This window comes from Caldanaerobacter subterraneus subsp. tengcongensis MB4, assembly GCF_000007085.1.
GTDB classification, from domain to species: Bacteria; Bacillota; Thermoanaerobacteria; order Thermoanaerobacterales; family Thermoanaerobacteraceae; genus Thermoanaerobacter; species Thermoanaerobacter subterraneus.
Genome location: NC_003869.1, coordinates 1,579,585 through 1,601,970, shown reverse-complemented (window position 1 = coordinate 1,601,970; position 22,386 = coordinate 1,579,585). Strand labels below are relative to the sequence as shown.

The following is a 22,386-nucleotide window of genomic DNA, read 5'->3' as shown; positions in this document are numbered from 1 at the left end:
AACTTGGAAACAAAACATCACAGAAAGGGGTGTCTCTTGTGAAAAAACATATCTTTGAGGATATTATACTACAAAATGCTCTAAATTTCACTGAGGAAGTAGTAGAAATTTTTGGTGATTTGTTAAACAAAGGAATGAATATTACAGAGCTTGTAGCAAGGATAAAGGAACTCACGGACAAACTAGGTAGAGGGGCAATAGAAGCAATTATTGAAGAGTTAGATAGGATAATAAAAGAAGACAAGAGAAGGAAAGAAAAATGGGTAGTAGAGAGGAAAGATAAAAAGAGATTAACGACAGTCCTTGGGGATATTGAATATGAGAGGACATATTACAAATCTAAAGAGGATGGGAGATATACATATTTGGTGGATGATGCATTAGAGATAGGACGGCACGATAGGATAGAAAAGGGAGTAAAGATAAAGTTAGTAGAAAACGCAATAGAAGAATCATATGAGAGAAGTAGTAAAAAAGCATGTCCAGAGGAGTTAAGTAAACAGACGGTATTAAATGCAATAAGGGAAATAGGGGAAGTAGAAGTAAAGAGAGAAATAAAAGAAAAGAAAGAAGTAAGGGTTTTATACATAGAGGCAGACGAGGACCATGTACCTTTACAGGACGGGAGAGATGAAACTCCACGATTAGTATACATACATGAAGGTAGAGAAGAGAAAAACGGAAGGAACGTACTGAAGAATGTCTATTACAAAGCATATGTAGGAGAGAAACCTGAAGACATATGGATAGATGTAGCAAATTACATAGAAGACAATTACAAAGAAGAGAAGATAGAGAAGATATACATAGCAGGAGATGGGGCACCGTGGATAAAAGAGGGATTAAAATGGATATTAAAATCAAGGTTTGTACTAGACAGATATCATTTAAACAAATACGTATTAAAAGCTACATCAAAAGAGCCAAAGTATAGGGATAAGATATGGAGAGCAATAAATGAAGGGGATAAAGAAAGAGTAAAGAAGGTATTTGATGAGTTAATAAAGGCAGCAGAGGAAGAGAGAGAGAAAGAGAAGATAAAAGAAGCAAAGAAATACATACTAAACAATTGGGAAGGGATAAAAATATACAACGAAGACGAAGATGTAATAGGGTGCAGTGCAGAAGGACATATAAGCCATGTATTTTCAGCAAGACTAAGCAGGAATCCATTAGGGTGGAGCAGAGAAGGATTAAAACTAATGGCGAAATTAAGGGTATTTAGCAAGAATGGAGGAGACTTAAGAGAAGTAGAATGGGGCAAGAAAAAGAATATAAATGCAGGAAGTTACAAATTAACGAAGAAGCAAATAAAAGAAGCGGTAAGGAGAGTTAAAACGTCTACAAATGAAAAGATAAACAATATTACAGTTTTGAATATAGGGAAAGTAACGCCAATATATAGGGTTTTAAGAGCATTAAAATATGCACAAGTTATATAAAAAAGCATGATAAGTTGAAGGCTGAAATTAACTAAGTTTCAGGGGTTGTCTTAAAAAAATCCTACAGTATCTTGACACTATCGAAAATTGAACTAGCCTCTATGCAAAATAGATAATTGTGCTATACTATTAGTGATAGCAATTGGTCAGTATCGGTGCGAGGAGGCCTATTATGAGACTTGTAGATTTGTTAAAAGGGGTAAAGCATGAGATAAAGGGGAATCCAAATGTAGATATAAGCGGGGTGTGCTACGATTCGAGAAAAGCTAAGCCTAAATACCTTTTCATAGCTATAAAGGGATTTAAGACAGACGGGCTTTTGTATGTAGAAGAGGCTATAAAAAATGGGGCTGTGGCTGTTGTTACTGACAGGGATATAAGCGAATATCCAGGAGTCACGGTGGTGCTTGTAGAAGATGCGAGGGCAGCTATGGCGAAAATTGCTTCTAATTTTTACAACAATCCTACTAGTAAACTTACATTGATAGGTATCACTGGTACTAATGGTAAAACTTCTGTGACATACATGCTTAAAGCTATTTTGGAACAGCAGAACAACAAAGTAGGGCTGGTAGGAACAATACAAAACATGATAGGAGATAGGGTGATACCTACCACCCACACAACCCCAGAGTCTTTGGATTTGCAGGAGCTTTTCAGCCTCATGGTAAATGAGGGAGTTAAATATGTTGTCATGGAAGTATCCTCTCATTCTTTGGCTTTGCACAGGGTGGACAGCTGCGATTTTGACATAGCTGTTTTTACCAATTTATCGCAGGACCACCTTGACTTCCACGAAAGCATGGAAGAATATGCAAAGACGAAGAGCAAATTGTTTAAGATGGCCAAAAAGGCCTCTGTGATAAACATAGATGACAAATATTCTTCAATGATGATAGAGAGTTCAAAGGGCAAAGTGCTCACATATGGCATAAAAGATTTTGCCTATGTGATGGCAAAAGAAATAAAAAATAGTCTAAGTGGAGTTAAATTTAAAGTCCAGATTCAGGATAAAAAGGAGGAGATTTCTTTAAAAATACCTGGATTGTTTAGCGTGTACAATGCTCTGGCTGCTATTACTGTGGCAGACTTTCTAGGAATTCCTCTAAGGAGTGTTAGAGAAGCTTTAAGCCATGTGACAGTGAAGGGGAGATTTGAGCCTGTTGAGACAGGAAGAGATTTTTATGTGTTCATTGACTATGCCCATACTCCAGACGGTATACGAAATATAATGGAGGCTTTAAAGGAATACGAAGCTGGAAGGAAGATATTGGTTTTTGGAGCAGGAGGAGATAGAGATAAGAGCAAAAGGCCTCTTATGGGAGAGGTTGCAGGTAAATACGCTGACTTCTGCATATTGACTTCAGATAATCCGAGGTCAGAGAACCCAAAAGAGATAATTGCACAGATTGAAGAGGGGATAAAAAAGACAAACTGTCCGTACGTCGTCATTGAAGACAGGAGAGAAGCGATAAGGTATGCATTGTCAAATGCTCAGAAGGATGACGTCATTATATTAGCAGGAAAGGGACATGAGACGTATCAGATCATAGGGGATAAAGTCATTCCTTTTGATGAAAGAGAGATAGTGAAGGAAATCTTAGCTGAAAGCGAAAAATAAGACAGGAGAGGATAAGGTAGGATGATACAAAAGATAATATTTGCGACTTTATTGTCTTTTACTGTAGCTATTATATCTGGGAGATTTTTTATTCCATACTTAAGAAAGCTAAAATTTGGTCAAAAAGTAAGAGAAGATGGACCTAAAACTCACTTGAAAAAGTCTGGCACTCCTACAATGGGAGGAATTATATTTGTAGTTGCTACTTTTTTGACATCTCTGATTTTCTCTCCGTGGAATAAATATCTTTTTATACTGCTAGCAGGATTTTTAGGATATGGACTTATAGGTTTTGCAGACGACTTTTTAAAAGTGTATTTTAAAAGGTCTTTAGGGCTTCGCGCTAGAGAAAAACTGCTGGCACAGTTTTTGCTGGCCATTGTAATTTCTTGGTTTATAAAGAGCAATGTGGGCACAGAGATAATCGTCCCATTTTTTAAGAGGTCTGTTGATTTAGCGAATTTTTATATTCCTTTTGCTGTGTTTATAATTGTTGGAACTGTGAACAGCGTCAACCTTACGGATGGGCTGGATGGATTGGCAGCAGGAGTATCCACTATTGTCATGGCTTTTTTTGCAATGATTGCTCTGTTTTTAAACGATGTGACCTATGGAGTATTCAGCGCTTCTTTGACAGGAGGACTGCTTGGGTTTTTGAGGTACAATAAGCATCCCGCTGAAGTGTTTATGGGGGATACAGGTTCTCTTGCGATTGGGGGAGCGGTAGCGACTGTTGCGCTTCTTACCAAACTTCCTTTGATATTGCCTGTTTTAGGGATAATTTATGTGGCTGAGGCTATTTCAGTTATTTTGCAGGTGTTTTCTTTCAAGTTATTCGGAAAGAGGATTTTTAAAATGAGCCCTTTGCATCACCATTTTGAGCTTTCGGGTTGGAAAGAAGAGAAAGTTGTATACAGCTTTTGGTTGGTTACATTGATTGCTTTATTTGTATCTTTTTACAGTCTGAGTTAAGGAGTGCAGTGTATGGAATTGAAAGAAAAAAGAGTATTTGTAGCAGGGTTAGGCGTAAGTGGTGTAGCACTCTGCCGTGTGCTTGTAAATCTGGGAGCAAATGTAATAGCTTATGACCGGAAAAATGAAATAGCCTTAAAAGAAGCTTTAGAGGAGTTAAAGGATTTGCCTGTAGAAATAAAACTGGGAGAGTTTAAGGAAGAGTTTTTGAAAGGAATAGAGCTGGTAGTTTTAAGTCCAGGCATCTCTCTCGAATCGGAAATAGTAAAAAAGGCTAAAGACATGGGACTTGAAATACTGGGAGAGGTAGAACTAGCTTATAGGCTTTCAAAAGCCCCTATTTATGCAATCACAGGTACAAATGGAAAGACTACTACAACTTCTCTGTTAGGCGAGATGTTTAGAAACGCTGGAAGGAAGGTGTATGTAGCTGGCAATATAGGGTATCCTCTCATCTATGCCGCTTTAGAAGCGGGACCTAATGACCATATTGTAGCAGAGATCAGCAGTTTTCAGCTTGAAACTGTAAAAGAATTTAGGCCTAAGATAAGCTGTATAATAAACATAACGCCTGACCATCTTGACAGGCACAAGACCTTTGAAAACTATGCAAATATAAAAGGAAGAATTTTTGAAAACCAAAGGGAAGAAGAATACGTAGTTTTAAACTATGACGACCCTGTCACATGGGGGTTGAAAGAAAGGGCAAAAGCGAAAGTTTTTCCTTTCAGTAGAAAGAAAGTCCTGGAAAATGGAGCGTATGTAAAAGAAGGCTTTTTATACTTACAGAATAAGAAAGTGATTAAAGTTGAGGATATATACATTCCCGGAGAGCACAATTTAGAAAATGCATTGGCGGCTTCATCGGTAGCTTATCTTTCTGGAATTGAGGTTGATGCTATTGAGACGACTTTGAGAACTTTCAAGGGTGTGGAACATAGAATAGAGTTTGTAGCGGAAATAGAGGGGATAAAGTTTTACAACGATTCTAAAGGCACCAATCCCGACGCATCTATAAAGGCTATTCAGGCTCTTAAAACTCCTATAGTCCTAATTGCAGGCGGTTATGACAAGGGAAGTGAGTTTGACGAGTTTGTAAAGACATTTGATAAGAAAGTGAGAAAGTTAATCCTTATAGGGCAGACTGCTCAAAAGATAAAGAAAACTGCTCTTAAGTATTCATACCCTGAAGAAGACATATTTTTGGTGGATTCTTTAGAAGAGGCTGTGAGAAAAGCTTATGAGGTGGCAGAAAAGGGGGATAGCGTTCTTCTGTCGCCGGCCTGTGCTAGCTGGGACATGTTTAAAAACTTCGAAGAGAGAGGCAAAGCTTTTAAAAAGGCTGTAATGGATTTGAGGAGGTAAAAAGATGAAGAAAAAGCCCCCTGTGGATTACGGAATTTTGCTTGTGGTGATGATTTTAGTGGCAATAGGGGTGGTAATGGTTTTTAGTGCAAGTGCTGCTACTGCCGAGTACATGTACAACGACCCCTATTATTTCCTCAAGAGGCAGCTGGTATGGGCAATATTAGGCTTTTTTGCCATGGTTTTTACAATGAATGTAGATTACCTTTGGTTTAAAAGGTGGGCAGGGGCTTTTCTTGTGATTTCAATAGTACTGCTTGTACTGGTTTTAATCCCAGGAATTGGAGTTGAAAGGTACAATGCTACGAGGTGGATAGGAGTAGGTAATTTTACTGTTCAGCCCTCTGAAATTGCTAAATATGCTCTTATAATATATCTGGCGAAGTACTTTGACAAACATCCTGAATATGCAAAGAGCTTAAAAAAAGGAGTAATTCCCGTCTTGGGATTGGCAGGGGTATTTTTTGGGCTGATAATGCTTCAGCCAAATTTCAGTACTGCAGGCATAATATTTATTGTGTCAGTTGTGATGCTTTTTGTAGCAGGAGCTAAGCTATCCTACATGGGAATTCTTCTTGGTACAGGATTAGGGGTTGCAGTTTTAGTTATCTCTTCCTTCAAATATGTGAGGGAAAGAGTTTTAACCTTTTTAAATCCGTGGCAGGACATACAGAAGTCTGGCTACCAGATAGTTCAATCACTTTATGCCTTAGGCTCTGGCGGACTTTTTGGTGTAGGACTTGGGAACAGTCGTCAGAAGCTCATGTACCTTCCAATGCCTCATAATGACTTTATATTTTCCATAATTGGTGAGGAACTTGGGCTTGTGGGTACAGTGACTATTCTTCTCATGTTCTTGTACATAATTTTAAGAGGTTTGAGGGTAGCAGCTAAAGCGCCAGACATGTTTGGATGCCTTTTAGCTACGGGTATTACCAGTTTAATCGGAATTCAGGCTTTTATTAATGTAGCAGTTGTTACCTCATCCATGCCGCCCACAGGAGTTTCTCTGCCTTTTATAAGCTATGGAGGTACTTCTACGCTCATCATGATGGCTGGAGTTGGGATACTTTTGAATATATCGAGACATGCAAATTTAGATAGGAGCTGATGACATTTGAGGTATCTGTTTGCAGGAGGAGGCACAGGGGGGCATATTTACCCGGCTGTAGCTATAGCTAAGGAAATTTTAAAAAATGAACAGGATGCCCAAATACTATTTGTGGGAACAGAAAAGGGCTTGGAGAAAGAACTGGTGCCGCGGGAAGGCTTTGAGCTAGTCACCATAGAAGTTCAAGGCTTTAAAAGAAAGCTATCTTTCGATACTTTAAAGACTGTGTACAAGGCCTTTACTGGTTTTAAACAGGCTAATAAAATTTTGAAAGACTTCAAGCCCCATGTGGTGATCGGAACAGGGGGCTATGTATGTGGGCCTGTTTTGATGGCAGCAGTGATAAAAAGAATACCAACTTTGATCCACGAACAGAATGCTTTTCCAGGACTTACTAATAGATTGCTTTCGCCTTTTGTAGATATAGTAGCTGTCAGTTTTGAAGATTCTGTTAAGTATTTCAAAAAAGCTAAAAAAGTAGTGGTTACAGGTAACCCTATAAGAGAGGAGCTTTTGAGAGTAAAAAAAGAAGAGGGGAGAGAAAAGCTGGGCTTTTCTATGTCCAAGCCTTTGGTGGTTTCTGTTGGAGGAAGCAGAGGAGCAGAAAAAATCAATTCCACCATGGTGGAATTGTTAAAGATAAAGGATAGAAAGTTTCAGGTACTTATAATAACTGGTTCTTCTAACTACGATAAAGTGTTGGAAAAAGTTAAAAAAGAAAATGTGGTTTTGGACGATTCAGTGAAAATAGTTCCATATAGCCATGAAATGCAGTATGTGTATGCTGCAGCAGATATAATGATTTGCAGGGCAGGGGCTATAACCCTTTCAGAAATTACAGCAGTGGGAGTTCCATCGATTTTGATTCCATCTCCTTACGTTGCAAACAACCATCAGGAGTATAATGCTCGCCTTTTAGAGAGGCAAGGAGCTTTCCATGTGATTTTAGAAAAGGACCTTGATGCCAAAAAGCTTTATGAAAAGATTGAATATCTTTTAAGTGAGCCTTCCCTCCTTAATGAAATGAGAGAAAAAGCTAAAAGTATGAGCAGGACAGATGCATCTTACAAGATATACCAACTCGTTAAAACCATAACTTAATAATATATGTAACACCCCATCTTATCCATGCATAGTATATGGGTGTAAGCGGGAATTTTTTAGGGGGGATAAGATGGGGAAATTCAAGATAAATGGAGGGAAGAGGCTTTATGGCGAAGTAGAGGTACATGGGGCTAAAAATTCTATTCTGCCAATTCTTGCCGCTACTATTTTAAATGAAGGAGTTTCTGTCATTCACAACTGCCCTAGGCTCAAGGATGTAGATTCCATGATTGAGATTCTTGAGCACATAGGCTGCAAAGTAAGTTTTAGCGGGAGAGACATCGTAGTAGATGCGAGAGATGTAAAAGACAGCGAAATTCCAGACAATTTGATGAGAACCATGCGGTCTTCCATTTTTCTGATGGGAGCCTTAATTGCCCGAAACAAAAAAGCTTTTATAAGTTTTCCTGGAGGGTGCGATATAGGTCACAGGCCAATAGATTTGCATCTTAAAGGCTTAAAAAAACTGGGGGTCGAGATTGAAGAGTCTTACGGGTATATAAGATGTAAAGGGGTAAGGGTTAGGGGAAATGAGATTCACTTAGACCTTCCAAGTGTTGGAGCTACAGAGAACATAATGTTAGCAGCTACATTGGCTGATGGGATAACTGTTATAAGAAATGCGGCTAAAGAGCCGGAGATAGAAGATTTGCAGAATTTCTTAAACTCCATGGGAGCTAGAATTACTGGAGCAGGAACAAACACTATTGTGATTGAGGGAGTGAAAAAACTTCATGATACCGAGTACACTATAATTCCGGATAGAATTGTTGCTGGTACTTACCTTTGTGCTGCGGCAATGACAAGAGGAGAACTGACTGTTGTAAAAGCTTTAAAAGAGCATTTAGAGCCCTTAATTTCTAAACTTAAAGAAACAGGTTGTGAATTAAAAACAGGAAATGACTATATAAAAATTACCTGCAATAAAAGGCCAAAAGCTGTGGATATGATTGTGACCTTGCCTTACCCTGGATTTCCTACGGATTTGCAGCCCCAGATAGTTTCTGTGCTTTCTATTGCTGAAGGCACTTCAATAGTCACAGAGACTATCTTTGACAATAGATTTAAATACACAGAAGAACTGGTGAGAATGGGAGCTGACATAAAAGTGGAAGGAAGAGTAGCGGTAATAAGAGGAGTAGACAAAATAACAGGGGCGAAAGTTTTGGCAAAAGACCTAAGGGGAGGAGTAGCTCTTGTAATAGCTGGATTGGGTGCTGAAGGGACTACTGTTGTAGAAGGAGCAGAACACATAGATAGAGGATACGAATCTTTAGAAAAGGCTTTAAAGAGCGTGGGAGCAGATATTGTCAGAATTATGTAAAACAGCGTCATGCTGTTTTACATATTAGCGGAAAAAGGTACAAGCAGGTGAAAACTATGAACAAAAGAGCCTTTAGAGTAATTTTCTTCCTTTTAATTTTGGCAGTTTTGAGTTATGTTTTTGCCTTTCACACAAATTATTTCAAAATAAAGTCTATAAAAGTTGTAGGCAATCAAATTTTGTCTTATAATGATATTAAAGAGATTTCAAAAATACAGGCAGGGACTAATATTTTTAAAGTCAACCCAAAGCAGGTGGAGAAAAACCTCCTAGAAAATCCTTATATAAAAGAATGTAAAGTTAAAATTCTTTATCCAAACAGAGTAGAAATTTTTGTCGAAGAAAGGCGTGTGGTTGCTCAAGTCAGGTACAAAAGCGATTATTTGAAGATAGACAAAGAGGGCGTAATTGTAGAAAAGGGAAGTTTCACACCTGGCCTTCTATTGATCGAGGGAATTAAGGTGGAAAGATATCAGATAGGGAAAAAGTTAAATGGCAATTTTGATAAAACTCTTCTCAGCGAAGTGCTAGGTTTGATTGAGAGTAAAAGTAATTATTATGCCCTCAGGTATATAAAAGAGGATGAGGTAGAACTTCTTTCAAAGCAGGGAATAAATATTTTTCTCAAAAATCCTGCTGATGTTAATTATTCCTTTAAGTTTGCCGAATTAATATTAAAGGATTTGCTTAAAAAGGGTTACAAAAGTGGTAAGATAGAAATTATAGGAGATGGCAATGCCGTATTTATGCAATAGAGGATGGGGGTACGTATGAAAAAAGGTTTTAGTATATATATATCGATTGCGCTGGTTTCTCTTGTGTTGGGCATAATGCTTTCTACACAATTTAAGATTGTAAAAAAAGGTGGAGTTGTGACAGCTCAGAGGGCAGAGGAGCTTGCTACTCAATTAAAGCAATTGCAATCTGAGAAAGAAGCCTTGTTGAAACAAATAAGCGAATTGGAAGCCAAAATAAATGCGTATGAGGACTCGGCTTCTAAAAACAGTGTGATTACACAGACTTTAAAGAGTGAAGTTGAAAAGTACAAAGAGCTGGCTGGGCTTACAGACCTTCAGGGACCAGGGGTCATTGTCACGGTAAATGACAGCAAGCAGCCTGTTCCACCTGGACAGGACCCGAATTTGTTTTTAGTGCATGATGAGGACTTATTGAGGATTGTAAATGAGTTAAGAGCAGCAGGAGCTGAAGCCATTTCTTTAAATGACCAGAGGCTCATTGCAACTTCAGAGATAAGATGTGTTGGACCTACTGTGGTAGTAAATTCTGTGCGATTTGCTGCTCCATATGTGATAAAGGCTATAGGAGACCCTGATACTTTAGAAGCAGCCTTGAAATTGAAAGGCGGAGTTGTAGATAGCCTAGCTACATGGGGAATAGAAGTAAATATAAAGAAGTCAGACAAGATAGTCATAAAAAAGTACGATGGCGTATTGAAATTTAGATATGCGAAACCATTGGTTGAGGGAGAGAAGAAGTAATGGCATATATAATAGCTTTGAGCTTGTTGCTTGGACTTATAATAGGTTTTGTACTTCCCATTAACATACCTTTTAGCTATGCTCCTTACCTTTCTGTGGCAATTCTTGCAGCTTTGGATTCGGTCTTTGGAGGGATAAGGGCAAGTTTTGAAGAAAAGTTTGACAACCTAATTTTTATCACAGGATTTTTTGGCAATATAATTTTAGCTGGAGGGCTCGCGTATATTGGAGATGTTTTGGGAGTTCCTATCTATCTAGCAGCTGTGTTTGTGTTTGGAAGCAGGCTTTTCTCAAACTTTGCCTACATAAGAAGGTATTTGATAGACAGGATGCGGCGAAGGTAGTGGGCTTTTAAGGAGGATTTTCAAATGGGAGATTTGATAGTAGGTTTGGACATTGGCACGTCTAAGGTATGCACAATCATTGGGGAAGGGGATAAGACGGGAGAACTTCATATAGTGGGCATAGGGTATTATCCTTCTACTGGTGTGAAAAAGGGCATTATAGTGGATATAGATGAAACTGCCTACTCAATCCAGAAATCTGTAGAACAGGCTGAAAGAATGGCTAATAGAAAAATTTCATCTGTGTACTTGAAAATATACGGTGGACTTACTACTATATACAAGAATAATGGAGTAGTAGCAGTTTCAAGAGAAGACAGAGAAATAACAAGACAGGATGTGGAGAGGGTATTGCAGGCTGCTAAGATAATAGCCCTTCCTTCGGATAAACAGATCATAGATGTGATTCCTTTGGAGTACATAGTGGATGGATATGGGGAGATAAAAGACCCAGTTGGAATGTCAGGAATACGGTTGGAAGTAAACGCGGCTGTGGTGACAGGGAGTGTCACTGCTATACAGAATATGGAAAAGTGTGTAAGAAAAGCAGGCTTGGAAATAGATGGCATTATCGTAGGGCCTCTTGCTACTTCTGAAGCTGTTCTTTTAAAGGATGAAAAAGAATTGGGAGTTGCACTTATTGACGTTGGGGCAGGGGTTACAGATATATCTGTTTTTAAAAATGGCGGACTCATTTATTCTTCTATGATAGCGGTTGGGGGATGGCATATAACCAATGACCTTTCGGTTGGATTAAAGATTTCCTTTGAAGAAGCCGAAAATATAAAGAAAAAATACGGCACTTTGGAAAAAGTGGATCCAGACAGATTAGAACCCATAAAAATTGCCAGTTTAGCAGGCAAGTCAAAGACTACCACCGATATAAATGAAATTGCTGACATAATAGAGGCAAGGGTGTCAGAACTCTTAACTCTTGTATATGAACGCTTAGAAGAGGCTGGGGTTTTAGAAGACATTGTGACTAATGTAGTCATTACAGGAGGAGGTATTTCCTTTTTAAAAGGGAGTGTAGAGCTTGCTCAGAAAATATTTGACAGAAATGTGAGAATTGGTTCCCCGCAAAACATTGGAGTGGCTACCCCTATTTACTCAGCAGGGGTTGGAGTGGTAAAATATGTATATAACAACAGGAGATTTATGTATCCGAGTACATCCACTGACAAAAAGGAAAAGAAAAATTCTCGGTTGTTAGATAAGTTAAAAGAAATTTTTAGTGATTTTTGGGCGTAAGAGGAGGGTTTTGTGTGATAGGATTGGAGACTGATGTACAACAGTTTGCTGCTATTAAGGTGATAGGAGTTGGCGGTGGCGGAGGAAATGCTGTAAACCGCATGGTTGAAGCGGGAGTTAAAGGTGTGGAATTTATAGCCATCAATACAGACAAGCAAGCTCTTTCTTTGTCAAAAGCTGAAACTAAAATCCAGATAGGAGAAAAATTGACAAAAGGTCTGGGGGCTGGTGCCAATCCTGAAATTGGTAAAAAAGCGGCAGAAGAGTCGAGGGAAGAGATCGAAAGAGCGATAAAAGGTGCTGACATGATATTCATAACAGCGGGCATGGGAGGCGGCACAGGTACAGGAGCAGCTCCAGTTGTAGCTGAAATTGCAAAGGAACTTGGTATTTTAACTGTAGGCGTTGTGACTAAACCCTTCACTTTTGAAGGAAGGAAGAGAATGGCGCAGGCAGAGATGGGAATAGAAGATTTAAAGAAGTACGTAGATGCACTCATAACGATCCCTAATGATAGATTATTACAGGTAGTGGAGAAGAAGACATCTATGCTAGATGCTTTTAAGCTGGCAGATGACGTTTTAAGGCAGGGCGTTCAGGGAATTTCTGATTTAATAGCTGTCCCGGGGCTTGTGAATGTGGATTTTGCCGATGTAAAGACTATAATGGTAAATACTGGACTTGCTCATATGGGGATAGGAATAGCTTCCGGAGAGAATAAAGCCACAGAAGCGGCTAAACAGGCAATACACAGTCCTTTGCTGGAGACTTCTATTGAGGGCTCCAAGGGGATTTTGCTCAACATTGCGGGCGGCCCTAATCTTACAATCTTTGAGGTGAACGAGGCAGCCAACTTCATTTATGAAGCTGCAGATCCAGATGCCAACATAATTTTTGGCGCTGTAATTGATGAAGCACTAGAGGACCAGATACGCATCACTGTCATTGCGACAGGCTTTGAGAAAAACAGCAAAGCTAAAGAGGAGCCAAAAAAGAAAGAGGTTAAAGGGGTGGATGTGAAGCTAGAAGATATTCTAGATAATGATGACTTAGATATTCCTACCTTCTTAAGGCGTGGAAGGCGGTAATCTGCAAAGGCAACTTTGCAGATTTTTTTTGCAAAATTTCTACAAAAATTACCTTAAATTCATTCCAAAATATTACAAACTAAAGGGCGTTTTTGAGATATAATTAAGAATAAAATGAGAAAATGAGAATATAAATTGTATAAGGACCGAGAATGTCCCCGGGGAGGAAAATTGATGTATCTTGATATACTTTTTCTGGAAAATTTGCTCATCAATTATGTCATTCTTTCTCTTACGCAAAGATTTTCTAGAAAGTATTCAACTCCTTTTAAATTGCTGTTGGGGGCTTTTATAGGGGCAGGATATGTGCTGATTTTCTTTTTGACGCCTTACAGTTTTTTTAGAGAATTTTTGGCTAAGTTCCTTTTATCCCTCTTAATAATATATATGGCGTTTAGCCCAGAAACATTAAAAGAATTTTTTAGAATCTTATCAGTTTTTTATTTAGTTTCCTTTGCGATGGGAGGTACAATTTTTGCACTCTTATATGCTGTGAAAGGAAGAGAAACTGCTCTTCCAGTAGGAATTGGATTTGCGGCATTGCTCCTTTTTCTTAACTGGGATTATGTAGTAAAAAAAGCAAAACAGGACAAGATGAAGTACGAGATTTATATAGAAATATTTGGGAAAAAAGTGAAAACCTATGGTTTTGTGGATACAGGAAATAAGCTTTTTGACCCGCTTTCTAACCTGCCTGTGGTTGTCGTAGCTTATTCTTCAGTAAAAAGTCTTTTGCCCTATGATTTAGAGGAATTTGTAGCAGAGGGAAAAATTGATTTTGGAAAAGTTTTGGAAATTATAAAAGATGAGAAATGGCATTCTAGAATAGGAATTATACCTTTTTCTGGTGTGGGAACAAAAGGATTATTGCTTGGCATAAGGCCTGACAGATTGATAATTAACGGAAAAGAAATTAAAGACGTCATGCTTGGTATTTCTACAGACAAAATGGAGTTTGCATTGTTAAACCCCGAAATTATGGGTTGATGGAGGTGTTTTTGGTGAAACTTAAAACAAAATTAAAAATAGAATTGCTATTGATATGGAGAAAACTTCTAGACTTTTTGGACCTTGCAGAAGAGGTATACTACATAGGCGGAAGTGAAGCTTTGCCTCCTCCCCTTTCTGTGGAAGAGGAAAGTTATTTAATATCAAAAATGGAAAAGGGAGATAACGAGGCAAAAAGCATTTTAATTGAGAGGAATTTGCGGCTGGTAGTTTATATAGCAAAAAAATTTGAGAATACAGGAGTGGGAATTGAGGATTTAATATCAATCGGCACTATAGGACTCATAAAGGCTATAAATACTTTTAATCCCAGGAAAAAGATAAAATTGGCCACATATGCTTCTCGCTGCATTGAAAATGAAATTTTGATGTATTTAAGGCGGAATAATAAGACAAGGCTGGAGGTTTCTTTTGATGAGCCTTTAAATGTTGACTGGGACGGAAATGAACTTTTGCTCTCAGATATTTTAGGCACTGACAACGAAACAGTGTATAAGTACATTGAGGACGAGGTTGAAAGAGAGCTTTTGACCTCTGCCTTAAAGAAGCTTCCTGACAGAGAAAAGAAGATAATCAGGTTGAGATTTGGATTGGAGGGCGGTACGGAAAAAACTCAAAAAGAAGTAGCAGATATGCTAGGGATTTCTCAGTCTTACATTTCTAGGCTTGAAAAGAAAATTTTAAAAAGACTAAAGAAAGAAATGAACAGGTTAGTATAAATTTTACAGTATATTTTCCAATCCTGCCGGCAATACTGTAAATGAGCTTAGCGGTTGGAGGCAGGATTGGCTATGAATAACAATAATAAAGTAGAAATTTCAGGAGTAAACACCTCTAAATTGCCTGTTTTAAAGCCCTCTAAACAGAGGGAACTTCTCATCAGGATGAAAAATGGCGATAAAAAGGCAAGGGAAGAGTTTATAAACAGCAACTTAAGGCTTGTTTTAAGCGTTATACAGAGATTTAACAATAGGGGAGAGTCTGTGGATGACCTTTTTCAAGTGGGATGCATAGGCCTTATTAAAGCCATTGACAATTTCGATTTAGATCAAAATGTGAAGTTTTCTACTTACGCTGTTCCGATGATAATAGGAGAGATAAGGAGATATTTAAGAGATAATACTCCTATAAGGGTAAGTCGTTCTTTGAGAGACATAGCTTATAAAGCACTTCAAGTGAGGGATAAACTCGTTTCTGAGAATTCCAAAGAACCGACAGTTGGAGAAATTGCTAAAGAGTTAGACCTTCCAAGCGAAGAAGTAGTGATGGCACTGGACGCTATACAGGAGCCGGTTTCTTTGTTTGAGCCTATATATCACGATGGTGGAGATGCCATATATGTGATGGATCAGGTAAGTGATGATAAAAATGTAGACGAGGTATGGCTTGAGAAAATTGCTTTAAAAGAAGCCTTAGAGAAGTTAAATGAGAGAGAAAAGATGATACTTACAATGAGATTTTTTGAAGGAAAAACGCAGATGGAAGTCGCAAAAGAGATAGGGATTTCACAAGCGCAGGTTTCTCGCCTGGAAAAAGCTGCATTAAATCATATGAGAAAGTACATCTAGCTTATCAGGAATGATAAGCTAGATTTTTTCATATAATGAGAGAAAAGAAAGTGAAAAGGGGAGAGGAAAATGATAAAAGCGTCTGATTTGAGGGATAAAGAAGTGATTGACATAAATACGGGCGAAAAACTAGGAAATATAATTGATATAGACGTAAACTTAGAAGAAGGTAAAATAGAAGGCATAATTCTCCCAAAAGAAACAGGTTTTTTCAGGTTTTTTAGCAAAGAAGCTGAAATATATCTGCCTTGGGCAGCGATAAAAAAGATTGGTTCAGATGTAATATTAGTGGATTTTAGGAGTGCCAATGGTTCAGTTTGACTAACAAACTCAAGTTTATTATAATTTTATTAAACGATGAATTTTTGGAGGTACAGTCATGAAATGTCCGTACTGTGGTTATCCTGATTCGAGGGTGATAGATTCACGGCCTACAGACGACAATACCGCTATAAGGAGAAGAAGAGAATGTCTTAAATGTGGCAAGAGATTTACTACCTATGAGAAGGTAGAGCAACTTCCTATACTTGTGATTAAAAAAGATAACCGCAGAGAGCTTTACGACAAAGAAAAGATATTAAGAGGGATGATAAAAGCCTGTGAAAAGAGGCCTGTTCCTATAAAAGTGCTGGAAGAAATCACTGATGAAATTGACAGGAAGATAGTAAATTCAATGGTTAGGGAAATTACCTCTGCTGAGATTGGAGAAATGGTGATGGAAAAGTTAAAGAGCGTAGATGAGGTGGCTTATGTGAGGTTTGCGTCTGTCTACAGGCAATTTAAGGATATAAACACTTTTATGGATGAGCTAAAAAAACTTCTTAAAGAGAATGAGGAGAAAAAACAGAAGGAGTAAAGCCTATTTGGAGGGGTAAAAATGCCTTATACTGTCCTGGTGATAGAAGATGAGATCCATATCTTAGAGCTATTGAGATATAATCTAGAGGCTGCAGGATATAAAGTCATGGCTTCGGAAAATGGGAAAGAAGGTTTGGAGAAAGCTTTGGAAGAAAAGCCGGATCTGCTGATACTAGATTTGATGTTACCTGATATGGATGGGTTAGAGATATGCAAAGTGCTGAAGAAAAATGAGGATACTAAGAACATTCCAATAATAATGCTGACTGCAAGAAGTGAAGAATTTGATAAGGTATTGGGACTAGAACTGGGAGCTGATGATTACATTACTAAACCTTTTAGTGTGAGAGAGCTTTTAGCTAGAATAAAGGCGGTTCTTCGGCGAACGCAGCAGGTAGAGGAAGAAAAAGAAGAAATAATAAAGTTTGGGGATATAGTGATAGATACTGGAAAGCATGTAGTGTACAAGAAAGGAAAGGCGCTGGATCTGACTTTGAAAGAATTTGAGCTTTTAAAGCTCCTCTCTCAAAATAAAGGGAAAGTGCTGACGAGAGACTATTTGCTGGACAAGGTGTGGGGATACGAATACGCTGGTGAAACGAGGACTGTTGACGTTCACATAAGGCATTTGAGAAAGAAGATAGAAGATGACGACAAGGCGCCTGTCTATATTGAGACTGTGCGAGGGATAGGTTACAAACTCAGAGACTTGAGTGAAGACAAAGGTGAAGAAGATGCTTAGGAAATCTTATTATAGGTTATTTTTTATAAACCTCATAGGGATTTTGACATTGGCTTTATTTTTTTGGGGCAAAGTCTCAATTGAAAATTTGCTCATAGGTGTAGGAATTGCCCTTTTTATCTCTTTTGTTTTAAGTTACAGGTTTTTACGGCGAATAATTGACCCCCTTCAGGAAATTACAGAAGTAACGAAAGACATTGCCAACGGTATATATCACCACGGCATAAAAGATAATTCGATTGACGAGATAAGGGAACTGTACTTTGCAGTGAGCTCTATGTCTCACAAGTTAAGAGAGACCATCGAGGAATTAAACGATAGAAATGCTACACTAGAAGCTATTTTAAAGAGCATTGCCAATGGAGTTATAGCATTTGATAATGCAGAAAGGATATTAATGATGAACGATTCGGCAAAAAAAATTTTGGGGATTGAAGAGAAAGATTTGACGGGAAGGCGCGTCTTTGAAGTCATAAGGAGCAGCAAATTGTATGAGGTTTTTGAAACGTTGAGGAAGAACAAAGTCCTTTCTTCGAAAAGCCTTGAACTTAACTTTTTCAACAAGCACCTCAAAGTCTATATAAGCCCCATCTTACACCCTGTTTCCCATGTGAATTTAGGTTTTGTTCTGGTAATTGACGACATCACTGAGATGAGGAAATTGGAAAAGATAAGAAGCGAATTTGTAGCAAATGTGTCTCATGAACTCAGAACTCCTTTGACCTCAATAAGGGGTTTTATTGAAACTCTGAGGAGTGGTGCCATTGAAAACCCAGAGGCAAGAGAAAAATTTCTAGATATAATTGACTTTGAAGCTGAAAGGCTTACAAGACTGATAAATGACATTTTGACTCTTTCTGAGATTGAAAATGTGAAAGAAGGATACCCCGTAGAAAAGATAGAAATGGATAAGGAGATTGAGGACATCCTCTATATAATGGAAAAAGCTGCAAAAGATAAAAGCATAACATTAAAAAGGGACTTAAATTGTGGAAATTTGACTATAATTGCAAACAGGGATCGATTCCACCAGATGATGATTAACCTTATAGATAACGGGATAAAATATACACAAGAAGGCGGCTTTGTTAAGGTGAGTACTAGATTAGAAGGGGAGAAAATAATTATAGAAGTTGAAGATAACGGGATTGGGATACCAAAGGATAAGATTCCGAGGCTTTTTGAGAGATTTTACAGAGTGGATAAAAGTCGCTCGAGAAAGCTTGGAGGTACAGGGCTTGGACTTGCAATTGTTAAGCATATTGTAGAATCGATGAAAGGCGAAATAAGTGTTGAGAGCGAAGTCGGCAAAGGGACAAAGTTTACTATAAGGTTTAACAGAAAGGATTTAACAAAAACTTAACATTGTCTTAATACAGACTTTACACTAAACTGTTACAATTGACTTGTACAAAATCAAAAAAGTGTGGAGGTGCTTTGATGTTAACCAGTAGATTTGCAAAGACATTTATTGTAGTACTGATAATAGCAAGCTTATTTGCTTTGTCGGCATGTGGAACGAAATCACAAGAAAGCCAAACTCCTTCTCAAAGTTCTACTTCTCAAGAACTTTCAGGGAATATCACAATTGCAGGTTCTACGGCGTTACAGCCCTTGGTAGAGCAGGCAGCAAAACTTTTTATGGAGAAATATCCTAATGTTTCAATTACTGTACAGGGCGGAGGAAGCGGCACAGGTTTGACACAGGTAGTCCAGGGAGCTATTGACATAGGAAACTCAGATATTTTTGCTGAAGAAAAATTGGACCCAAATATTGCAAAACAGTTAGTCGACCATCAGGTTGCAAAAGTAGGTTTTGCTGTAGTTGTAAACAAAGACGTCACAGTTGATGATTTAACACAGCAGCAGCTTATTGACATATTCACAGGTAAGATAACCAACTGGAAAGAAGTCGGCGGACCAGATATGAAGATAGTGATAATCAATAGACCAACCAGTTCAGGAACGCGTGCTACATTCAAGAAGGTCGTTTTGAAAGGGCAGGAAGAAGCTCAGGGTATAGCTTTAACAGAGGATTCCTCTGGTGCTGTTAGAAAAGCTGTTGCAGATACAAAGGGTGCTATAAGCTATCTTGCACTCTCTTATGTAGACAATTCTGTCAAAGCTTTAAAATACGAAGGAGTTGAGCCAACTGTTCAGAACATAATAGACGGCAAATACCCAATATGGTCATATGAACACATGTACACAAAAGGAGAACCTAAGGGTGCAGTAAAAGCCTTCTTGGATTTTATGCTGTCCGATGAGGTTCAGAAGAATTTAATACCAAAGTTAGGGTTTATACCGGTAAAGTAACTATCGTAAAAAAGGGGGAGCTGGATTTTACTTCCAGCTCTTTTTTAATTGGTTGCCAATTTAAGGATTTAACATAAATTTAACATAGATTTAACATAAATTTAATGAATGTTTTTTTCCGGGTTGGTATTATTGAATAGGCGTAATGGTTTTACATGGGTATAAATTGAACGGGGGATGAGAGTATACTATGGACAAGAGGTATGAAGTAGCTAGAAAACGCCAGGATATGTTGGGGAAAGTTATCGTTTTCTCGTCGGCAGTGCTTTTAATAGTTCTGGTCATATCCCTTTTTTATTTTGTGGCATCTAAAGGACTTTCTACTTTTATTGTAAACAAGATTCCATTGAAAGAATTTTTGTTTTCTGCTGAATGGCGGCCTGACAGAGAAGTGCCGCAAGTGGGAGCTTTACCTTTTATTGTAGGTTCTGTTCTTGTTTCGATTTTTGCTATATTGATAAGTGCACCGTTAGGTGTCTCTTCGGCAATATTCATGGTGGAGATAAGCAAAAAAATGGGGCAAAAAATCTTACAGCCGGCTATAGAGATATTTGTAGGTATTCCTTCTGTTGTTTATGGATGGCTTGGGCTTAGCGTATTAGTTCCTTTCATAAGTAAACATTTTGGAGGGCTCGGCTTTAGCTTGCTAGCAGGTATACTAGTCTTAGCCATAATGACTCTGCCTACCATAACGAGTGTAAGTGCGGATACGATAAGGTCTTTGCCAGTAGAAATAAGAGAAGCAAGTTACGCACTTGGAGCAACCCGCTGGCAGACCATAAGACATGTGCTAATACCTGCGGCAAAACCCGGCATTTTGACAGCGATTATACTCGGGCTTGCGAGAGCTTTTGGAGAAGCTTTGGCAGTGCAGATGGTTATTGGAAACCGTCCGGTGATACCAAAATCTTTTCTTGAACCCATGTCAACTATAACTTCGATTATTACAATGGAAATGGGAAATACGGTAATGGGTACTGCTTGGAACAATGCTTTGTGGTCTCTTGCGCTTTTACTGCTCATCATATCCTTCTTCTTTATTATATTGATTAGACTCGTAGGCAGGAGGGGAATGTACAGATGAAGGCAAAACTTTACGATAAAATTGCTACAATATATTTTTACGTGGTAGCAGGGTTTTTAGTGGCATTTTTGATTTCCCTCATAGGATATATTTTGTATCAAGGAAGGACAAGGCTTAATTTGTCTTTCTTAACTTCCCCTCCCAAGTTTATGGAGGCAGGAGGAGGTATAGGCCCTCAGCTTTTTAATTCAATTGAACTTCTGGTGATTACCTTAATTATCTCTGTTCCGATTGGACTTGGAGCGGGAATATACATGGCAGAATATGCAAGGCCAGGGCTTTTTACAGAGGTAATACGCCTGTCTGTTGAGACTTTGTCTTCTATGCCTTCTATTGTCGTTGGCCTTTTCGGACTTTTGGTTTTTGTCACAATGACAGGTTGGGGCTATTCACTTATGGCGGGAGCTCTGGCTCTTACAGTTTTAAACCTTCCTGTCATGACAAGAGTCAGTGAGGATGCCATAAAGAGTGTTCCAAGTAGCTTGAGGGAAGCGAGTTTTGCCCTTGGGGCGACAAAATGGCAGACTATCACAAAAGTAGTTGTACCTGCTGCCATGCCTGGAATTTTAACTGGAATAATTTTAACTGCCGGAAGAATTTTTGGAGAAGCTGCGGCACTGCTTTATACAGCTGGTATGAGTAGCCCTGCCCTGAATTTTTCAAACTTAAATCCTTCAAGCCCAACTTCTCCTTTGAATTTGTTCAGGCCGGCAGAGACTTTGGCTGTATATATTTGGAAAGTAAATAGCGAAGGTTTAGCTCCTGATGCAAGGCAAATTGCGGATGGAGCTTCTGCGGTCTTGCTTTTAGCAGTTTTGACTTTCAACCTTTTTGCAAGGTGGTTAGGCGGAGTTTTGTATAGAAGAATGACAGGTGAAAGATAAAATGGTATAATATATAGATAATAGGAAGGGGAATGACTGGCAGATGAAGAAGATAGAGGTAAGAGACTTGGACTTATTTTACGGAGAAGTACAGGCTCTCAAAAAGATAAATTTGGATGTGGAGCCCAATAGTGTCCTTGCACTTATTGGTCCTTCCGGGTGTGGGAAGTCTACCTTTATCAGGACTTTGAACAGGATGAACGACTTAATTGAAGGCGTTAAAATAAGTGGTACTGTGTTGCTCGATGGCAAAGACATTTACAAGGAAGTTGATGTGATTGAGCTTCGCAAAAAAGTGGGGATGGTATTTCAGAAGCCAAATCCTTTTCCTATGACAGTATATGACAATGTAGCGTATGGACCCAGAATTCACGGAATAAGAGATAAAAGGACTTTGAATGAAATAGTGGAGAAAAGCTTAAAAGCAGCGGCTTTATGGGATGAGGTAAAAGACAGGCTTCATCATTCTGCTTTGAGCTTATCAGGAGGTCAGCAGCAAAGACTTTGCATTGCAAGGACTTTGGCAGTGGAACCAGAAGTTATTTTGATGGATGAGCCTACATCGGCGCTAGATCCTATTTCTACTATGAAGATCGAAGAGTTAATTGAAGAGTTGAAGAAAAAATATACTATAATAATAGTAACCCATAACATGCAACAGGCAGGAAGAGTATCTGATTACACGGCCTTTTTCCTAAACGGTGAATTAGTGGAATGGGGGCCTACAGATCAGGTGTTCTACAATCCTAAGGATAAAAGGACAGAGGATTACATCACTGGCAGATTCGGCTAAAAGGAGGTGAGA

23 protein-coding genes are annotated in these 22,386 nt (G+C 38.5%); all 23 read left to right on the top strand.

From position 1 onward, the window contains the following. Window positions 1-38: 38 nt before the first annotated feature. The 23 genes from TTE_RS07890 (at window position 39) to pstB (ending at window position 22,374) form a co-directional block, all read left to right on the top strand. Entirely contained in the window at window positions 39-1,442 is a 1,404-nt protein-coding gene (locus TTE_RS07890) for an ISLre2 family transposase (protein WP_011025025.1), read from the top strand. A gap of 172 nt (window positions 1,443-1,614) precedes the next feature. Beyond that, the gene (locus TTE_RS07885) at window positions 1,615-3,063 is read left to right on the top strand and encodes a UDP-N-acetylmuramoyl-L-alanyl-D-glutamate--2,6-diaminopimelate ligase (protein WP_031313955.1); all 1,449 of its coding nucleotides are present in this window, start codon (window positions 1,615-1,617) and stop codon (window positions 3,061-3,063) included. 21 nt (window positions 3,064-3,084) lie between these two features. Next, window positions 3,085-4,035, top strand: coding sequence for a phospho-N-acetylmuramoyl-pentapeptide-transferase (gene mraY, locus TTE_RS07880; RefSeq protein ID WP_011025868.1), 951 nt, complete (start codon window positions 3,085-3,087; stop codon window positions 4,033-4,035). 12 nt (window positions 4,036-4,047) lie between these two features. Further along, window positions 4,048-5,400 (top strand): UDP-N-acetylmuramoyl-L-alanine--D-glutamate ligase, encoded by a 1,353-nt coding sequence (gene murD, locus TTE_RS07875; RefSeq protein ID WP_009611118.1) that lies wholly within the window; start codon window positions 4,048-4,050, stop codon window positions 5,398-5,400. 4 nt (window positions 5,401-5,404) lie between these two features. Then, window positions 5,405-6,511: a stage V sporulation protein E gene (gene spoVE, locus TTE_RS07870; RefSeq protein ID WP_011025867.1), complete on the top strand. Its 1,107-nt coding sequence runs from the start codon at window positions 5,405-5,407 to the stop codon at window positions 6,509-6,511. A gap of 6 nt (window positions 6,512-6,517) precedes the next feature. Next, window positions 6,518-7,612: an undecaprenyldiphospho-muramoylpentapeptide beta-N-acetylglucosaminyltransferase gene (gene murG, locus TTE_RS07865; protein ID WP_009611121.1), complete on the top strand. Its 1,095-nt coding sequence runs from the start codon at window positions 6,518-6,520 to the stop codon at window positions 7,610-7,612. Between the two features lie 73 nt (window positions 7,613-7,685). Beyond that, on the top strand, window positions 7,686-8,939 hold the full coding sequence (gene murA / locus TTE_RS07860) for a UDP-N-acetylglucosamine 1-carboxyvinyltransferase (protein ID WP_009611123.1): 1,254 nt from the start codon (window positions 7,686-7,688) through the stop codon (window positions 8,937-8,939). 56 nt (window positions 8,940-8,995) lie between these two features. Beyond that, window positions 8,996-9,694 (top strand): cell division protein FtsQ/DivIB, encoded by a 699-nt coding sequence (locus tag TTE_RS07855; protein WP_011025866.1) that lies wholly within the window; start codon window positions 8,996-8,998, stop codon window positions 9,692-9,694. A 15-nt stretch (window positions 9,695-9,709) separates the two neighbouring features. Continuing rightward, the gene (locus tag TTE_RS07850; protein WP_011025865.1) at window positions 9,710-10,438 is read left to right on the top strand and encodes a DUF881 domain-containing protein; all 729 of its coding nucleotides are present in this window, start codon (window positions 9,710-9,712) and stop codon (window positions 10,436-10,438) included. After that, window positions 10,438-10,782, top strand: coding sequence for a small basic family protein (locus TTE_RS07845; protein WP_011025864.1), 345 nt, complete (start codon window positions 10,438-10,440; stop codon window positions 10,780-10,782). The genes TTE_RS07850 and TTE_RS07845 overlap by 1 nt, the downstream gene beginning before the upstream one ends. A 24-nt stretch (window positions 10,783-10,806) precedes the next feature. Then, window positions 10,807-12,033 (top strand): cell division protein FtsA, encoded by a 1,227-nt coding sequence (gene ftsA, locus TTE_RS07840; RefSeq protein WP_011025863.1) that lies wholly within the window; start codon window positions 10,807-10,809, stop codon window positions 12,031-12,033. 14 nt (window positions 12,034-12,047) lie between these two features. Then, entirely contained in the window at window positions 12,048-13,121 is a 1,074-nt protein-coding gene (ftsZ, locus tag TTE_RS07835) for a cell division protein FtsZ (RefSeq protein ID WP_011025862.1), read from the top strand. Window positions 13,122-13,295: 174 nt separating this feature from the next. Beyond that, window positions 13,296-14,108 carry a sigma-E processing peptidase SpoIIGA gene (gene spoIIGA, locus TTE_RS07830; RefSeq protein ID WP_031313939.1) on the top strand — a complete coding sequence of 271 codons (813 nt, stop codon included), beginning with the start codon at window positions 13,296-13,298 and terminating at the stop codon, window positions 14,106-14,108. 14 nt (window positions 14,109-14,122) lie between these two features. Then, window positions 14,123-14,848, top strand: a complete 726-nt coding sequence (sigE, locus tag TTE_RS07825) for an RNA polymerase sporulation sigma factor SigE (protein WP_011025860.1) — start codon at window positions 14,123-14,125, stop codon at window positions 14,846-14,848. Window positions 14,849-14,920: 72 nt separating this feature from the next. After that, window positions 14,921-15,697, top strand: coding sequence for an RNA polymerase sporulation sigma factor SigG (gene sigG, locus TTE_RS07820; RefSeq protein ID WP_031313941.1), 777 nt, complete (start codon window positions 14,921-14,923; stop codon window positions 15,695-15,697). Window positions 15,698-15,766: 69 nt separating this feature from the next. Then, window positions 15,767-16,018, top strand: coding sequence for a YlmC/YmxH family sporulation protein (locus TTE_RS07815; protein ID WP_011025858.1), 252 nt, complete (start codon window positions 15,767-15,769; stop codon window positions 16,016-16,018). Between the two features lie 58 nt (window positions 16,019-16,076). Then, window positions 16,077-16,553, top strand: a complete 477-nt coding sequence (gene nrdR, locus TTE_RS07810) for a transcriptional regulator NrdR (RefSeq protein WP_011025857.1) — start codon at window positions 16,077-16,079, stop codon at window positions 16,551-16,553. Between the two features lie 21 nt (window positions 16,554-16,574). Beyond that, a complete protein-coding gene (locus TTE_RS07805; RefSeq protein ID WP_009610360.1) occupies window positions 16,575-17,297 on the top strand; it encodes a response regulator transcription factor in 723 nt (240 codons plus the stop codon). Next, entirely contained in the window at window positions 17,290-18,660 is a 1,371-nt protein-coding gene (gene pnpS, locus TTE_RS07800; RefSeq protein WP_011025856.1) for a two-component system histidine kinase PnpS, read from the top strand. Before TTE_RS07805 ends, pnpS begins: the two co-directional genes overlap by 8 nt. Before the next feature lie 77 nt (window positions 18,661-18,737). Next, complete coding sequence (locus tag TTE_RS07795; RefSeq protein WP_009610350.1) at window positions 18,738-19,613, top strand: phosphate ABC transporter substrate-binding protein; 876 nt, start codon at window positions 18,738-18,740, stop codon at window positions 19,611-19,613. A gap of 190 nt (window positions 19,614-19,803) precedes the next feature. Beyond that, complete coding sequence (pstC, locus tag TTE_RS07790) at window positions 19,804-20,697, top strand: phosphate ABC transporter permease subunit PstC (RefSeq protein ID WP_009610335.1); 894 nt, start codon at window positions 19,804-19,806, stop codon at window positions 20,695-20,697. Beyond that, window positions 20,694-21,581 (top strand): phosphate ABC transporter permease PstA, encoded by an 888-nt coding sequence (gene pstA / locus TTE_RS07785; RefSeq protein WP_011025855.1) that lies wholly within the window; start codon window positions 20,694-20,696, stop codon window positions 21,579-21,581. Before pstC ends, pstA begins: the two co-directional genes overlap by 4 nt. 43 nt (window positions 21,582-21,624) lie before the next feature. Further along, window positions 21,625-22,374 carry a phosphate ABC transporter ATP-binding protein PstB gene (pstB, locus tag TTE_RS07780; RefSeq protein WP_011025854.1) on the top strand — a complete coding sequence of 250 codons (750 nt, stop codon included), beginning with the start codon at window positions 21,625-21,627 and terminating at the stop codon, window positions 22,372-22,374. The last annotated feature ends 12 nt before the right edge of the window (window positions 22,375-22,386 follow it).

Excerpts from the sequence above, each read along its gene's own strand:
- TTE_RS07885 (WP_031313955.1), top strand. The coding sequence starts at position 1,615 with ATGAGACTTGTAGATTTGTTAAAAGGGGTAAAGCATGAGATAAAGGGG.
- mraY (WP_011025868.1), top strand. The coding sequence starts at position 3,085 with ATGATACAAAAGATAATATTTGCGACTTTATTGTCTTTTACTGTAGCT.
- murD (WP_009611118.1), top strand. The coding sequence starts at position 4,048 with ATGGAATTGAAAGAAAAAAGAGTATTTGTAGCAGGGTTAGGCGTAAGT.
- spoVE (WP_011025867.1), top strand. The coding sequence starts at position 5,405 with ATGAAGAAAAAGCCCCCTGTGGATTACGGAATTTTGCTTGTGGTGATG.
- murA (WP_009611123.1), top strand. The coding sequence starts at position 7,686 with ATGGGGAAATTCAAGATAAATGGAGGGAAGAGGCTTTATGGCGAAGTA.
- TTE_RS07855 (WP_011025866.1), top strand. The coding sequence starts at position 8,996 with ATGAACAAAAGAGCCTTTAGAGTAATTTTCTTCCTTTTAATTTTGGCA.
- TTE_RS07850 (WP_011025865.1), top strand. The coding sequence starts at position 9,710 with ATGAAAAAAGGTTTTAGTATATATATATCGATTGCGCTGGTTTCTCTT.
- TTE_RS07845 (WP_011025864.1), top strand. The coding sequence starts at position 10,438 with ATGGCATATATAATAGCTTTGAGCTTGTTGCTTGGACTTATAATAGGT.
- ftsA (WP_011025863.1), top strand. The coding sequence starts at position 10,807 with ATGGGAGATTTGATAGTAGGTTTGGACATTGGCACGTCTAAGGTATGC.
- spoIIGA (WP_031313939.1), top strand. The coding sequence starts at position 13,296 with ATGTATCTTGATATACTTTTTCTGGAAAATTTGCTCATCAATTATGTC.
- sigG (WP_031313941.1), top strand. The coding sequence starts at position 14,921 with ATGAATAACAATAATAAAGTAGAAATTTCAGGAGTAAACACCTCTAAA.
- TTE_RS07815 (WP_011025858.1), top strand. The coding sequence starts at position 15,767 with ATGATAAAAGCGTCTGATTTGAGGGATAAAGAAGTGATTGACATAAAT.
- nrdR (WP_011025857.1), top strand. The coding sequence starts at position 16,077 with ATGAAATGTCCGTACTGTGGTTATCCTGATTCGAGGGTGATAGATTCA.
- TTE_RS07805 (WP_009610360.1), top strand. The coding sequence starts at position 16,575 with ATGCCTTATACTGTCCTGGTGATAGAAGATGAGATCCATATCTTAGAG.
- pnpS (WP_011025856.1), top strand. The coding sequence starts at position 17,290 with ATGCTTAGGAAATCTTATTATAGGTTATTTTTTATAAACCTCATAGGG.
- TTE_RS07795 (WP_009610350.1), top strand. The coding sequence starts at position 18,738 with ATGTTAACCAGTAGATTTGCAAAGACATTTATTGTAGTACTGATAATA.
- pstC (WP_009610335.1), top strand. The coding sequence starts at position 19,804 with ATGGACAAGAGGTATGAAGTAGCTAGAAAACGCCAGGATATGTTGGGG.
- pstA (WP_011025855.1), top strand. The coding sequence starts at position 20,694 with ATGAAGGCAAAACTTTACGATAAAATTGCTACAATATATTTTTACGTG.
- pstB (WP_011025854.1), top strand. The coding sequence starts at position 21,625 with ATGAAGAAGATAGAGGTAAGAGACTTGGACTTATTTTACGGAGAAGTA.